We start from the raw sequence: 15,996 nt of genomic DNA, 5'->3' as shown, positions 1-15,996 counted from the left end.
AAACCGTTCCAACCTCGCGCTTGCGAACGGAGCGGCGGTCTCCAGGCCGCCGGACGAGGCGCAGCCTCGCCTCTTTGAAATTTGGAATTTGAAATCTGGAATTTCGTTGGAATTTGACCGCTGGAATTTGGAATTTTTCCCACAGGAGGGCACCGCATAACCACTGATGTTTAACACCCCCTACATCTTCAAGGACCCGCTCTGGTTTCTCGCGCTGCTCGCCATCCCCGCGATCATGTGGCTGCGCTCGCGCCGCACCGTGCCCGTGTTGATTGTTCCGTTTGCCGCCGCGTGGCATCGCGCGTCGCTCACCGGCCCCTCGCGCTGGCCCGTCATTTTTGCCTCGCTCGGAATCGTCCTCATCACCATCGCGCTCGCGCGTCCGCAAAAAGTCGAGGACAAGCGCGAAGTCCGCACGCAAGGCTACGACCTCATGCTCTCCATCGACCTTTCCGGCTCGATGTATTCCGAGGACTTCACCGAGGGCGGCACGCCCATCAACCGCCTCCAGGCAATCAAACCCGTCATCAAGGCCTTTATCAACGACCGCCCCAGCGACCGCATCGGCGTCGTCCTTTTCGCCGGGCACGCCTACACGCTTGCGCCGCTCACCTTCGACCACGACTGGCTCGCGCGCCAGATCGAGCAAATCAACATCGGCCTCATCGAGGACGGCACGGCTATCGGCGACGGACTCGGCGTGGCGCTCACCCGGCTCGAGCAATCCGAGCGCACCGAGGACGGCAACAAGCGCAAAGGCGCCTTTGTGATTCTCCTCACCGACGGCGCCAACAACCGCGGCATGCTCTCCCCGCAGCAAGCCACCGAAATCGCCAAGGAGCGCAACATCCCCGTCTACACCATCGGCGCCGGGCGCGAGGGCTGGGTGCCGTTTCCCGTCCTCGACCAAAATAGAAACCGCGTCGGCACGCGCCGCGTGGTCAGCGATCTCGACGAGGAAACGCTGCGCACCATCGCGCGCGAAACCGGCGGCCTCTATTTTCGCGCCCGCGACAACAACACCATCAAGTCCGCGTTCGCCGCCATCGACCGCGCGCAAAAAATCGAGTTTCAAGCCAAGTCCTACCTCGTCACCACCGAGTATTTCCACTGGTTCGCCATTCCCGGCGGTGCGCTCTTTTTGCTCGCCGCGTTGCTCACGCGTCTGAATACGCGCGCTTCATTCCGCACTCCGAGTTCCGAACTCCGCACTTCCACCCAATGAGTTTTTACTGGCCGCAACTTCTCTGGCTCCTCGCCATCCTCGCGTTTTTCCTGCTCGGGGAAATCGTGCGTCGCGCCGGTGTCGCGTTCACTTACCCAAAAATCCTCCGCGCTCGCGCCGGCCGACGCTCGCTCCGGCTTGAATCCGACAATCCAAAATCCAAAATTCAAAATCCAAAATCGTCCCGCCCCCGCGTGCTGCTCTACCTCGGCCTCGCGCTCGCTATCGCCGCGTGCGCCCGTCCGCAATGGGGACGCATCGAGGAACCCGTTTTCGACCAGTCCCGCGAAATTCTGATCGCGCTCGACCTCTCGCGCTCGATGGACGCGACCGACGTCAAGCCCACGCGCCTCGACCGCGCGCGCCTGCTCGTTTCCGGACTCCTCTCCGACCTCAAGGGCGAGCGCGTCGGCCTGATTGTGTTTGCCGGCACCGCGTTTTTGCAAAGCCCGCTCAGTTCCGACTACGAAATCCTCCGCGACTTCCTGCCGCTCATGGACACGAAGTATCTGCCCCAGGGCGGCACCGATTACACCGCGCTCCTGAACTCCGCGCTCGGCTCCTTCAGTCAGGGCGACGGCGCCGACCGCTTCCTCATCATCCTCAGCGACGGCGAGGCAAACGACGACACCTGGCGCACACTCGTTGACAAACTCAAGGAGCGAAACATCCGCGTTGTGAGCCTCGGCGTCGGCACCGAGACCGGCTCGATCATGCCCGACGGCGCGGGCGGACTCATCAAGGACGAACGCGGCGCGGTCGTGCTCTCCAAGCTCGAACCCAAAACCCTTCGCGAGCTCGCCGAGGCCACCACCGGCGTCTATGCCGACGCCAGCAGTTGGGTCAACCTTGCCGACATCATCGAGCAAACCGTCGCCACCGGACGCAAAGGCGCGTTTCGCGAGGAAAACCGCGTGCGCCTCGCCGAGCGCTATCAATGGCCGCTCGCCGCCGCGCTGCTCCTCCTCGCGTTCAGCTACTGGTTCGAGTTCCCCGTGCGCCCCAAAAACCGCGCCATCCGCCTCGCCCCGCAAAAGAAACATCCCGCCAACGTAGCGCAGACTGCCAAGTCTGCCCCTCCGCCACTCGCATGACACTGCGCCCGACATCTCTTTTTTCAAAAATCCCCGGTCGAATCAGCCTGATCGGACTGGCCGGTTTGCTCTGTCTCTCGCTCCCGCAACTTTTCGCCATCGAAGTCGCGAAACCCGCCGAACCCACCGAGCCGGCCGCGCCCGTCGAGGACCCCGCAAAACCGCTCGGCGAACTCGTGGGCCGGCTCTCCGCGCTCGACACGCTCGCGCCGCGCGACTTCGCCGACTTCGCCACCGAGACGATCGCCTACAGCCAGGCCGTGCAGGCGTCGAAACAACCTGTATCCGAAAAACCAATACGCGACGCGCTCGCCGCCGTTGACCAGGGCCGCAAGCTCGACCCCAAGGCTGCCGACTGGGACGACCTCCAATCCCGCCTCGAAAAGTTCCTCGAAAAACCCGAGCAGCAAAACCAGGACCAGCAGCAACAGGACAAAAACGACCAGGACAAACAGGATAAGGACAAGCAAGACCAGCAGCAGAATCAGCAGGACAAACAAAACCAGTCCGGCGACAAAAACGACGACCAGCAAAACAAGCAGGACCAGCAAAACCAACAACAGCAGCAGGGCGACAAGTCCGACCAGCAGCAAGGCGACCAGCAAAAACAATCCGGCGAAAACCAGGACCAGCAGCAACAGCAAGGCTCGCAGCAGGATCAGCAAAACCAGCAATCCGGCGACCAACAGCAGCAGCAACAACAGGACAAGCAGGACGGCCAGGGCAAAAACGACAACGCCCAGGAGCAGGAACCCAAACCCAAACAGGAATCCGCGTTCGGCGACATGCGAAAAAAAGACGAGGACAAGCAAAACGCCGGCCAGCAATCACAGGAGCAGCAGCAACAACAACCCGAAGCCCAGCCCGAACAATCCGAAAACATGCGGCAAATCGGCGGCTCCGACGGCAAGGAGCAGAAGCCCATCGACTCGCGCCTGATCATCCCCATGCAGCAGCTCGATCAAGTGCGCGACAAGGACGCCCCCGCGATTCTTTTCCAGCGCATGCAAGCCGCGCAGGACGGCGGCCAGCAGCAACAATCCGCGCAACAACCCAAAGGCAAGAATTGGTAATGACGAACTTTCTCAGATTCACGATGACGCGACTCACCACAACTCTTCCGCTGCTCGCCACGCTGATCCTTTCGGCCCTTCAGCCCTTCAGCCTTTCAGCCCTTTCCCAAACCATCCGCTGGGACCCATCCGGCGGCAGCCTCGCCAAGGGCCAGGTCAGCCAGATCCAGCTCGTGTTTGAAAACTGCCAGCCGCAGGGCAACGTCGCGTTTCCACCCGTGGCCGGCCTCGAACTCCAGCACAACGGCAGCCGCTCGCAAAACTTCAGCAGCATCAACGGCCGCACCGTGCAAAGCGTCTCCTTCGGCTTCAACGCCCGCCCCACCACCGAGCAGCGCGTCACCATCCCCGCGTTCAAGATCAACACCGACAAGGGCGAGATCACCGTGGCGTCCGTCAGTTTCGACGTCGGCGCGGCCACCGTGCAGGGCGGGCAACTCACGCTCGACCAAGTCGTCGGCTCCAAATTCGTCGTTCCCCAAACCGTCTGGGCCGGCGAGGTGTTTCCCCTCACGTATCGCATCACCGCGCTAAAACGCTTCCTCAACTCGCTCGGCAGCGAGCATCCCGAGTGGGATTCGCTTCCGCTCAATCCCGAGCCCTGGCCGAAATACCAATTGGCCGACGAACTCAAAAACGGCGAACCGTGGATCAACGTCACCTACACCACCCGCGCCATCGCGCGCGATCCCGGCGCGATCACGCTCAACCCCGCGCGCCACGTCGTCGCGCTCAACACCGGGCGCCGCGATATCTTCGGCTTCGCGCAACAGGAGCAATTTGCCATCACAAGCGACCAGCCCAAAATCACCGTCAAGCCGCTTCCCGCCGGCGCGCCCGCGAAATTCTCCGGCGCGGTCGGCCAGTTCAAACTCGAATCGAAAATCGTCCCCGAAAACGCCGCCGTCGGCGAACCCATCACCTGGACGCTCACGCTTTCCGGCCAGGGCAACTGGCCCGACATCCAATCGCTCCCGCCGCGCTCCGTTTCGAAAGATTTCCACGCCATCCAGCCGCAAGTGAAACGCACGCCGCAGGGCGAAAACGCGCTCTACGAATTCACCCTCTCCGAGGACGTCGTGCTCGTCCCCACCAAGCCCGGCCCCTACACGCTCGGCCCCGTCGAATGGAGCTACTTCGACCCCGCGCAAGGCCGCTACGTGACCATCACCGCGCCCGCCGCAAAAATCACCGTCGCCCCCGCCGCCAACGCCGCCGCGCCCATCTTCGCCGGCTCGGGCACGCAAGCCGCGACGCCCGCCCCCGGCGCGCTTACACTCGCCGACGCGCCGAAGCAGCCCGCCAACATCCCCGGCGATCCGCTTCCCTCCGCCGCCCCCGCGCCGACACCGCTCCCGCGCTCCCCGCTCATTCTCTATCTTCTGGCCGCTGGTCTCTGGCCTCTTCTTCTCTGGCTCGTCCTCGCGTTTCTGCGCGCGCGCCGCACCGATCCAAACCGCCCGCAACGCGAAGCTCGCGCGCGCATCCAGAAAACACTCGCCGCGATCGACGAGACACCCGCCGCCGAACGCGAACGCCTCGCCTCGCTCCTGCAAGCCTGGCAGCACGACACGGCCATCCTCTGGAAAATCCCGCAAGTCGTGCCCTCCGCGTCGCTGTTCCTGAAAACAAACGACAAGGAAACCGGCGCCGCATGGTCCGCGCTCTGGAGCGACAGCGAACGCGCTCTCTACCGCGCCGGCTCGCCGCTTCCTCCCGACTGGAGCGCGCGCGCCCACGACGCGCTCGCCGCCAAACGCGCGCGCGGCTTCAACCCGCTCTCGCTCTTCGCCCCGCGCAACCTCTTCCCGCTCGCCGCGGCGCTGATCGTTTCCATTTCAGTCCTTCAGCCCTTCAGCCCATCGGCCTTCGGCGCCACCAACACAAGCTCCGCCCAAACACCGGAAGCCGCATACAAATCCGGCGATTTCAAAACCGCCGAAACCGCGTGGCGCCGCGCCGTCGAGGCCGCGCCGACCGATTGGGTCGCGCGCCACAATCTCTCGCTCGCGCTTGCGCAACAAGACCGCTGGGCCGAGGCGGGCGCGCACGCCTTCGCCGCGTTTGTGCAGCACCCGAACGAACCCGCGGTGCTCCGCAACGTGCTCCTCACGCTCAGTCGCGCCGGATACACGCCGAGCGCGGTCGCGGAAGTCACGCGACCCGGACCGGTGCGCGAAGTCGCGCTGCGCTTTGCGCCCGCGCAATGGCAATGCGCGCTCGGCATCTCGGTCGCGCTCGCCGCGCTCGCCTTCGCGTTTGTGCTGCTCGCCGTTTACGGACGCCGCTTCCGGCTGCTGCTTTTCATCCTGGCCGGCGCGGCGTTTGGCTTCGCGGCGCTTGGCGTGACGGTGTCGCTGCTCAGCCTGCACGCCTACGGTTCCGCGAAGGACGAACGCGCGGTGATCGTGTGGAAATCGGGCTCGCTCCGCTCGATCCCGACAGTCGCCGACACGACGCAAAAAACCACCCCGCTCGCCGCGGGCACGGTTGCGATTGTTGACAAGGATTTCCCCGGCTGGGTGCGCCTCGTTTTCGAGGACGGCCAAACCGGCTGGGTGCCCAGGGAAGACACCGTGCGCTTGTGGAAGTGAGTTTGCGGGCGCGCGACGGTTTTACGCATTCGGCAGGTTGTTCAGGAAAACGAGGATTTCCTTCAATCGCGCGAGCGGTTTGGGGGCGGCGAGTCGCGGGAAACGCGTGCCGTGCATCACAAAATCGTCGTGCTTGCCGGTGTTGCGCAGGCATTTCAGGCGGGTGCCGGCGGTTTCCACGCTGAGGATGTTTTTCTGTTCCGCGCGTATCCGGATTTCGGTGATTAAAAACAGCGCCTTCACTTCGTCGCCGTATTTGCCGAAGCGGTCGCGCAGGTCGTTTTGGATTTGCTTGAGCGATTCGGGGGTTTCGGCGAGCGCGAGGCGGCGGTAGAAATCAATGCGCAGCCGCGTTTCCGAAATATACGCGCTCGGGATGCGCGCTTGAATTTTCGGAATCTCGACAATGCCGCTGGCGGCGTCCTCGGCCGCCTTGATCGCGGAGTAGGACGTGGCGTGGGCTTGGGAGGGTAGGGCGCGCTCGCCGGAATTGGGTTTGGATTTTGTGGAGGCTCCGGGCGGCGGCTTCGGCGAAGCCGCCCTGTCTTCATCCGCCTCGCCCACATAGACAAAATCGAGCTTCACATTTGCGCGAATGCTCGCCGCCGATTTTTCGCCTTTCAGGCGCGCCACCGATTGCCGCAACAACTGGCAATACAGCTCGAACCCGACGCCGACGATGTGGCCGCTTTGTTCCGCGCCCAACAGGTTTCCCGCGCCGCGCAGTTCGAGGTCGCGCATCGCGATGCGGAAGCCCGCGCCGAGCTGGTTGTGCGCGCGGAGGGCATTCAGGCGCTGGCGCGCGATTTCCACGAGGTGCGTGTGACGGTGCAGCAGCAGATACGCGTAGGCTTGGTGCTTGAAACGACCGACGCGGCCGCGGAGTTGGTAAAGTTGCGAGAGGCCGAAGCGATCCGCGCCCTCGATGATGATTGTGTTGCAGTTCGGAATATCGAGGCCGCTTTCGATAATGGTGGTGCAGACGAGGATGTCGTATTTGCCCGCGACAAAATCGGTCATCACATGCTCGAGGTCCTTTTCGTGCATTTGTCCGTGGCCGACGCCGATGCGCAGGTCGGGCAAAAGTTCGCGCAGGCGCGCGGCGACGAGGTCGATTGTTTGCACGCGGTTGTGCAGATAAAATACTTGCCCGCCGCGGCGCAGTTCGTGGCGCACGGCCTCGATGATGAGTTTTTCGTCGTAGGTTTTGACGATGGTCTGGACGGGGTGGCGGTTGGTGGGCGCGGTTTCGATGACGCTCATGTCGCGCGCGCCGGTGAGCGCCATGTAGAGCGTGCGCGGGATCGGCGTGGCGCTCATCGAGAGCACGTCCACGGTGGCGCGCATGGTTTTGAGGCGCTCCTTGTGCTTCACGCCGAAGCGCTGCTCCTCGTCGATGACAACGAGGCCGAGGTTGCGAAAGACGATGTCTTTTTGGAGAAGGCGGTGCGTGCCGATGAGGATGTCAACTTGTCCGGCGGCGGTGGCTGCGATGATTTTGTTCTGCTCGCCGCGCGTGCGAAAGCGCGAAACCATTTCGACGATGACGGGGTAGCCGGCCATGCGCTCGCGAAAGGTGTTGAGGTGTTGTTGCGCGAGCACGGTTGTCGGCACGAGGAGCGCGACCTGGTAGCCGTCCTGCACGGCCTTGAACGCGGCGCGGATGGCAACCTCGGTTTTGCCAAAGCCGACATCGCCGCAGATGAGGCGGTCCATGCTGCGCTCGCGTTCCATGTCGGCCTTGGTTTCATCAATGGCGCGGAGTTGGTCGCGCGTTTCGGTGAAAGGGAATGACGCCTCGAATTCCTTTTGCCAGGTGGTGTCGCCTCCAAAGGCGTGCCCGGACTGCGCCTCGCGCGCGGCCTGGATGCGGAGCAGCTCGGCGGCGAGATCGATGGTGGCGACTTCGGCGGCGCGGCGTGTTTTTTCCCAGCGGTTGGTGCCGATGCGCCCGAGCTGCGGGCGCGTTTTGCTGAGGCCGACGTAACGGCTGACGAGGTGCGATTCCTGCAACGGAACGTGGAGCGTGACGCCGTCGTCGAACTCGAGCGAGATGACTTCGCGCATGCCCGTGGCGTGGTCGATTTTCGCGAGGCCGCGATAGATGGCGATGCCGTGCTGGATATGGACAACGAGATCGCCCTCGACGAGCTCGGAGAAGTCGAGGAGCTGGTCGACTTGGGCGCGCTGCACGAGCGCGCGTTGTTGCAACGCCGCGCCGCCGGCCCGTCGCGCGCGCTGGCGCCCGAAGAGCTCGGTTTCGGTGATGTAGAGCGCGGGTTGGAAAGGCGGCGCAGATATTTCTGCCTGTGCCACCTTGCGCGTTATGCGGAAGCCCTCGTTGAGCGTGCCGCGCAGATAGCGCGGACGGATTTTTTTGAAAGCGGTTGTGCCGGCGAGGATTTCCTTGGCGCGGTTTTCCTCGCCCTCCTTGGCGGTGATAATCGTGAGCGCATAGCCGTCGCGGGTTGTCCATTGGGCGACTTGTTTCAGGAACCGCGCGCGGGCGTCCTCCTCGGCTTGGAGGCGTTCGTTGGCGACGAGATCATTGGAGGGATAACTGCGGTGGTGAACAAGGCTGTCGGTTTCCCAAACAACTTCGCGCGTTCCGGGCGCGTCGAAAATCTCGCTGGCTTCGTCGAGATCGCTGACTCCAAAAAGTCCGGAGACTTTTTGGAGAAGGGTGAAGAGTGAAGGGGGAAGGGTGAAATCGGACGCAGGCGTGGTGCTGACGCCGGTTTCGCTGGAGAGTGCGTTGAAATTTTCCTCTAGCATTGCCGGTTCGACGAGCAGCAGGTTTGTGCCGGCGGGAAGGTAATCGGCCATGCCCGTCTTCGACGGTTCGAGGCGCACGCGTGGACTGGCGGAGAGCGTGATGCTGGCAACGGATTCGGCGGAGCGTTGCGTGACCGGATCGAAGGCGCGGATGTCCTCGATTTCGTCGCCGAAAAAATCGAGGCGATAAGGTTGCGTGGCGGTGATCGGATAAACGTCGATGATGCCGCCGCGCACGGCGTAGCTGCCCGGCGCCTCGCAAACGGCCTCGCTGTCGTAATCGAGCTCGCGGAGTTTTTCTATCAGCGCCTGAAACGGCTGCGCTTGTCCGCTCGCGAGCGTGATTTCCGCCGTGGCAAATTGCGCGAGGGCGGGGACGGGTTGTGACAATGCCGCGGGCGTTGTGACAATCAGTTTGGGGTGTGAAATTTTTGGTTCAGCGTTAAGGGAACCTCGCAGGGCGGAGAGGACGGTGAGGCGGTCGGCGCTGGCGGCAAAGGCTTCGCGCATGTCGCGCGTGTCGGGCATCGATTCGGGGAGGATGTAGATCGCGGCGGAGTTTCCGGTTTTCAGTTTGCGGTTTCCAGTTGGGGAATCTGTTGCGCCGGCAGTTTCAAAAAACGCGATGTCCTCTGCGAGTTGTTCGGCGAGCTTGGGTTCGTCGACAACGATCAACCACAGCGGCGCGGGGTGGGCGCGCACGAGCTCGCCGATGACTGCGCCGCGGGCGGGCGGGCAGACTCCGACGTGCTTGGCTCGATACGGAATCGCTGAGGCTGACATTTATGTCGCAGATTGAACAACGAAGGTGCCGATGCGCGAAGTTTTTTTAATCGCGGAAGCGCGGAAGGGCGGAAAGGCGAAAATTCAGAATGAGATTTGATTCCGTGCTTCAGCTCTTCCGCGTTTCCGCGATGGGGTTTTCCTATTCGACGACGAGGGTGGTGCTGGCGGAGTGGGAGTTGTATTCGGGCGCATACATGCACTGGATTTCGGCGATGCCGCTTTCGTAGACGCCGCGCAGTTGCACGCGCACCGGATACTCGAACACATGCGTGCCGGCGGGTAGCCAGTCCATGAAGAAGTGCGTGGCGGTGTCGCGCGTGCTCTCATAATAACCGAGGCCGTTTTTCCAGCGGTAGCCGCTCAGGACGTTGACCGGCTCGGTGCCGCTGCCTCGCTGGTCTTTCAAGTGCACGAACTCCATTTCGCGGTCGGTGCGCAGTTCGATGCGCGCGATGAGGGTGTCGCCGGGCTCAAGCTTGGTTTTGTCGAGCGCGACGAGGGTTGGGCCGCTCGATGTGTTGATTTGTTTCCAAAGGGTTTTCTTGAGCGTGAGCGGCGTGCCTTCGTGCGGGGTGATTTTGTCGATGGTTTGAAGATACTGCCAGGTGACGCCGCCCCACGCCGGGCCGGCGTTGGTTTTGGTGACGGTGATTTTTTCTCCCATTGCGGGTGTGATGGATGGGCCGGGGATGCGTTCGCGATAATAGCCGGTGCCGGCCTCGGATTGGGCGGGGGCGATTTTTTTGCCGCCAAGTGAAACGGTGACAAGGGCGTCGGATGCGAGTTTGTCGGCGCCGCGCAGGAGCAGCGCGTAGACGGCGTCGGCGGTCGCCTTGGTGCTGGGCCAGGCTTGGGTTTGCTTTTGCTTGAGCAGCCAGAGTTGGAGGTCGGAGACGGCTTGGGCGTCGCGCGCGACTTCGTCGAAGACTTCGATCATGAGCGCCTGGGTTTCGATTGGGGCCTGCCACCAGAACCAGCCGCGGTTGGTGTCGGCCCAATACATGCCGAGTTCGTCGTGGTTTTGGGCGTGTTGTTTGAGCGAGGTGACGATGGCGGCGGGTGTGGCGGTGTCGCCCATGCGGGCGAGCGCGAGGGCGGCGTGGCCTTGGGATTGGCGCGGGAGCGAGAGCCAGTGTTTGCGGGCTTGCGCGGCGTAGAAGTCGTAGGCGGCGCGGGCGGTGTCGGGGATGGGGATTTCCTTCAGGTAGAAGCTGCGTGTGTAGAGTTGGAATGCGTCGGCGCTGCCGAGGTGTTTGTCGTCGGGGTTGAAGTTTTTCGAGGCGATGAGCTCTGCGTGGTGTTTGGCGAGGGCGGCGTCGAGCGCGGTGACGGCGCGCTTGAGCATGGTGTCGGCGCGGTTGTCGAGCGGGATGCCGAAGTGGCGCAGGCGCGCGAATCCGGCGACGAGGTAGCGGGTGATGTAGTCGCTGCCGCGTCCGCCGGGGAACCATGCCCAGAGGCCGTCGTTCATCTGGCGCTCGGCGAGTTGCGCGATGATTGCCTGGGTTTGCGCGGCGGGGCGGTTGGCATCGAAGAGATTTCCGATGGCGCGGCGGTTTTCACTTTCGCGCGTGGCGTCGCGCAGCCACGGGGTTTCCTCGATGAGCACGGATTTGAGGTCCTCGTTTTTGAGGAGGGGCGATTCGAGCGCGGGGGTGTTGCGCCATTGCTCGAAGACGCGCGCGATTTTCGGGTCGGAGTTGGCGATGTGCGCGGCGAGGACGTTGGCGTAGTAGCGGTTGAAGAGTTGCTCGGTGCATCCGTGCGGATATTCCATGAGGTTGGGCAGCGCGAGCACGGCATACCAGGCGGGGTTGCTGGTCATTTGCACGGTCAGGGATTCGTGGCGAAGGGTGGTGTCGGTTGCGGATGCGGCGAGTTTGTCGAAGCTGAATGTGTAAGTGCCTTTGTCGCGGACGGGCAGCGTGATGGATTCGGTGACGAGCTGGCGGCGACTGAGGACGGGCAGAAAACCCTCCTCGCCGTCGCTGACCGCGCCGGTGGAGGCGACGGCTTTGTAGGTGAGGAAACCCTGGCCGTCGGAAACATAAATGCGCCATGAAATTGTTTTCGATGAATTTGGTGCCAATGTAAAAGGACGCTTGGGGCGATTAGCTTCACCATCTATTGTTTCAAAGGTGAATATATCCATGTCTTTCAGCGTGCTGGCGTCGGCGAAGGTGAGCTGGGCGGATCCGGTTTGCGGCTTGTCCGTCATGTTGGTGACTTTGACGGTGAACTCGACGGTGTCGCCCTCGCGCAGGAAGCGCGGCGGGTTGGGCTGCACCATGAGGTCTTTCGCGGTGACGGCGGTGTCAGTGAGGATGGCGGAGCGCAGTTGTTTGTCGTGCGCGAAGCCGAGGAATTTCCAGCGTGTGAGCGCCTCGGGCACCGTGAACTCCATGCGCACGGAGCCGTCCGAATCGGTCAGGAGTTGCGGGAAGAAAAAGGCCGTTTCGTTAAGGTTCTTGCGCGCGGTGACGGCGGCGAGGTCGGGGGCTTGGTCGACCGACCATACGGGAGTGGTCATTGTTGCTCCGTCCGGTCTACCAAGCGGAACCAACCCGCCGGAGTAGTTGTCGGCGGAGACCGCTGACCTTGGCACTGCCTTCGCCGCCGAAAGAGTGGGATTTCTGGTCGAACTCCGGGCTTCTTCCGTCACGGCAAATCTTTCGAGGTAGACTAAGTCTCCTGTGCTAAATGCGCCGCCGCCGACGCGCACGCTGTCGTCCGACCATTGTCGGAGGGTAAAATCACTCCATGTGCGATAGAGCGGGGCTTTGGCTCTTGACGCGGGTGAGACTGGATTCAGGTCGTTGTGAAGCCGTATGAGGTGGGAGTTTCTATTGCTTGTATGCCACCGCGTGTTGTTCATGGCCTGCGAGCGAAAGGGCGCGATGCGACTTAGCCAGTTGTGGGCGCGGTATTGGTCGAGCGAGGCGTCATAGAGCGTAGCGGCGAATTCGGCGGCGGCGGGTTCGGCGTTGGGGCCGGTGATGCGAGCCGTCCATGTTTCGCGTCCTCCCGGAACAAGCTTTGAAGTGAAATGCTCCCAGGTGATTTTCAGTTGCTTGTTATCCCATGGCACGTCGATCAGCCGGGCTTCGGAGACGAGGCGGTTGTCGCGCATTTGAAAAATGCGCAGGAGCACACCGCCGCGCATGGAGTTGGTGATGTTCACGCGAATCTTCTGCTGTGTCGCACCGGGGTTTGTCCAAAAACTCCGCAATGCTTTACCGTCACGCTCAATAACAATGCACGCGCGCGCGGCATCGTAGCCGGTTGACCAGAGTGCCTCAAACGTGTTGCCGGGATGCAGTGTCCACGAGGGAGCGGCGATTGAGAGAGGCTCTTTTATCGAATGGTGCGAGGCACCGGGATCAAGCACACGGATGTCGACTTGCGCGGTGACGTTTTTGCCAAAGCGATCCACGGTTGTGACGAATGCGCGGTAAATGCCCGCCGACAGTTTTGGCGCGAGCTCGGCTTTGCCGGTTTCGGCGTCAGTGGTGAAGGGGAGCGTGATAACGGATTTTTTCTCGATGGGCCAGTCTCGCGTGTCGGAGGAATTCTCGTCGGGGACGGGGCGCGTCGCGGTGCTGGTCGAGGCGCGGCGATAGGAGGTGTTGCGGGCGGCATCAAGGGAGGGTCGGGGAACTTTTTTCGGCTGCTTGAGGGCGTGGATGGCGACGGTGCCGGTCGCGGTTTGCGGAGCGCCATCAAGCGTGGCGGTTGAAAGTTTCAGGGTGACGGGTTTTGAGGAAATGTGCCAGTCGCTTTCGGTGGCAATGGTGGCGGCGAGCGCGGTGTGGCCGATGGTGACGGTGTGCTTGGCGGTGCGGGTTTCTCCGGAGGTGTCGGTGACCTCGGCGGTGATGGTGTATTTGAATGAGGGCTCGTCGTCGGGATCGACGGCGGGGTCGGGGAGGGCGGTGAAGGCGAGTGTGTATTTGCCGTTCGCATCGGTCGTCGTCACGCCGTGCGCGATTTCGCGCGACACTCCGGGGCGGAACCACCAGCACCAAGGCGGCCAGCGCACCTCGCGGCGAACGCGCCACTTGACTTTGGCTTCGTCAATCGGCGCGCCGGTGTAGGCGGTGGCGGTGCCGGTGAGCGATGCGGTTTCATTGAGCTTGGGCGCGGTCGAGGGCGGGGCGAGTGTGACTTCGAATTTCGGGCGTTTGTATTCCTCGATGTTGACGGTGGTGAAGCCATTTTCGCGGTTGTCACCGCGGAGGCGATAGCGACCGTTGAGACGCCCCGCGGGGATTGTGAAGCTGCCGGTCACGGAGCCGAAGCCATTGGTGACGAGTTCGAGTTCGCCTGCCTTTTTGTTGTTGGGGTCGTCGATGACGATGGTAATTGGGTGATCTTCCAAAAGTTTGAATTTTCCACGCGCGGGCCCGTGTTTCAGGACGACCGCCTTGAAATGGATGGTTTGCCCGGGGCGGTAGATGGCCCGATCGGTGAAGAAATAAACGCGCGTGCGGGTGCGGTCGATGACGGGGGGCGTGGTGCGGCTTTGAATGTTGAACGATGTGGAGACCGTGGCCCCGTCGGGAGCGACGGCGTGGATGCTGCTGATTCGCGGTCTGAATGATTCGTCCGCGCGCGTCGAGAGCGAGAAATGACCGGTGGGCGAGGTGACGCCTTCTATTGTTTCGAGTGTGTTTTCGGATTTCACGTTGAGCCATGCGGTAACGCTGGCGTTGGCGACGGGTTCGCCTGTGGTGGCGTTAACGACATAGCCGGAGAGCTGGCCGGTGGTGCGGTTTCGGCTGTCGTGGACGATGGCTAGATTTGATACCCAGAACGTGGTGCAGGAGATGGCGTTGTTTTCCTCGGAGAAATCTTCGGCGAAGCTGGCGATGAGCACGTAGAAGCCCGGTTCGAGGTCGCGCGGGGCGTCGAGTTTTTGCTCATTGTAACGATAGTCGGGCGTGGCGGAAATTTCCGCGCTCCAGCTTTTAGCGATGGCGCGGGAGGACGTGAGAAAGCTTTTATGGTAATCAGTAAATCTGAATGAGCGTGCGTTCCGGTCGTGAATGCTTTTCCCCCAGTCGCATTTGTAGGCGCGAAAATGGATTTTTGTCTGGTTGCGGTAGCGGATGCTGATTTGCGCCGGCGTATTGGCGGGGTCGGTCGGCCAAGTGCTCTCAGTGACAATATTGCCGAGCGCGGGAAGTGTGATGCGTTCGATGAGATTATTGAGCGCACTGATGTCGTCGTCTCTAGCGCGGGTTCCAAGCTGAACGCCGGCTTGGGCGGCGACGACTGCGGCATCGGGATCGTCCTTTTCAAGGAACCGGGCGAGCGTGAGAGATGCGGAGGCCGCGACGGCGGGGGCTGCGGCGGTATTGTGTTTGATAAAACTGCGCAGCGCGGCGGCGTGGATCTCGCGGGTGGTATCGTTGTTGCCGAGGACTTTGGCTGCCCATGTGATGCGGGCGAGGTCGGCGTCGGCGAGGGCGAGTTGGGGGAGCGGGTCGTCGAGGTGGAAGCGGAGGAGTTGCTGGTAGAGTTGGATGGCGCGGAGGGTGGGATTGCGTGGCACGGGTGAGACGTCCGTGGTATTTTCAGGTTGTTGATTTTGGCTTACAATTGAGCCGGGCTTGGGCTCGGCGCTCCCGGGATTCCATGCCAGAAATTCTTCGAGTGTGCCGAGGATGGGCGAATCGGGAGCGGGTTCGAAAGCATCCTCAGATTTGGAAACGCCTTGCTCGCCCGCGCTGTAAAAAGCGATGGCCTCGTGGACGAGAAAATCATAGAGGGTGGGGCGGTAGTCGTCGGGGAGTTCGCCTTTGGCGAGAAGGGGGGCCAGTGTGGCGATGGGTGTTTTTTGAAGCGTGTCGGAATCGGCGAGCGCGGCTTCAAAGTGCGAGGCGGTTTCGGTAAGAACACGACGTGCGTCCCAAGTGAGGAAATCGTCGGAGGGGGGCTCGGCGGTTTGTGTGCGTCGGAGGAGTTGCCAACGGTTGGCTTGATAATACGCCCACCAAGTTTTCGCGAGTGCGGTTTCAAGAAGCGGGCGCATTTGCGGCGAAAGCGTTGGGCGTGCATTGCCGTTGGTGTCGGCGGGCGGCGTGTCGGCGAGCCAGGCATTGAGTGCGCGAATAACATAAGCGGGTTGCTCTTTTTGTTTTTCGCCGGAGGCGTCGGTTTGCGTTTTTTGCAGGATGGCTTTCAGCGCCTCGGCATGAGAACCATCGGCAAGCGCGCTGGTTATAATACTGTCGAGCGCGGCGGAGGCGGTTTTGGGCTGGCCTGCTTTTTGTGCGTCGGCGACAGCGCGCCAGTCCGCGGCGCGATTCGCCGCGAAGAGTGAAGGAGGAAGGGTGAAGATCGAAAGGAGGAGCGCGAGGACGAGCGGGAGGTTGCGTTTCATATAAAGGGAAAACGGTTGAGTTGAGTTTTTATTAACCATGGAGAGGCACGGAGGAATTCATGAG

At 62.2% G+C, this 15,996-nt stretch carries 6 protein-coding genes; 4 read left to right on the top strand and 2 right to left on the bottom strand.

Annotated elements, in window-relative coordinates:
* Positions 1–166 precede the first annotated feature (166 nt).
* The 4 genes from M2103_RS06135 to M2103_RS06120 are packed head-to-tail and all read left to right on the top strand — an operon-like array spanning position 167 to position 5,986.
* Positions 167–1,225 carry a VWA domain-containing protein gene (locus tag M2103_RS06135; RefSeq protein ID WP_277509419.1) on the top strand — a complete coding sequence of 353 codons (1,059 nt, stop codon included), beginning with the start codon at positions 167–169 and terminating at the stop codon, positions 1,223–1,225.
* The gene (locus M2103_RS06130; RefSeq protein WP_277509418.1) at positions 1,222–2,319 is read left to right on the top strand and encodes a VWA domain-containing protein; all 1,098 of its coding nucleotides are present in this window, start codon (positions 1,222–1,224) and stop codon (positions 2,317–2,319) included. Before M2103_RS06135 ends, M2103_RS06130 begins: the two co-directional genes overlap by 4 nt.
* The gene (locus M2103_RS06125) at positions 2,316–3,392 is read left to right on the top strand and encodes a hypothetical protein (protein ID WP_277509417.1); all 1,077 of its coding nucleotides are present in this window, start codon (positions 2,316–2,318) and stop codon (positions 3,390–3,392) included. Before M2103_RS06130 ends, M2103_RS06125 begins: the two co-directional genes overlap by 4 nt.
* Positions 3,393–3,415: 23 nt before the next feature.
* A complete protein-coding gene (locus M2103_RS06120; protein WP_277509415.1) occupies positions 3,416–5,986 on the top strand; it encodes a BatD family protein in 2,571 nt (856 codons plus the stop codon).
* A 21-nt stretch (positions 5,987–6,007) separates the two neighbouring features.
* Here M2103_RS06120 and mfd read toward each other — a convergent pair whose 3' ends face one another.
* Both mfd and M2103_RS06110 read right to left on the bottom strand, forming a co-directional pair.
* On the bottom strand, positions 6,008–9,544 hold the full coding sequence (gene mfd, locus M2103_RS06115) for a transcription-repair coupling factor (protein ID WP_277509414.1): 3,537 nt from the start codon (positions 9,542–9,544) through the stop codon (positions 6,008–6,010).
* A 142-nt stretch (positions 9,545–9,686) separates the two neighbouring features.
* Positions 9,687–15,932, bottom strand: a complete 6,246-nt coding sequence (locus M2103_RS06110) for an MG2 domain-containing protein (RefSeq protein ID WP_277509413.1) — start codon at positions 15,930–15,932, stop codon at positions 9,687–9,689.
* Positions 15,933–15,996 lie beyond the last annotated feature (64 nt).

The sequence above is a fragment of the Ereboglobus sp. PH5-5 genome (genome assembly GCF_029504805.1).
Lineage (GTDB): Bacteria > Verrucomicrobiota > Verrucomicrobiia > Opitutales > Opitutaceae > Ereboglobus.
This window is presented reverse-complemented; position numbering and strand designations above follow the sequence as displayed.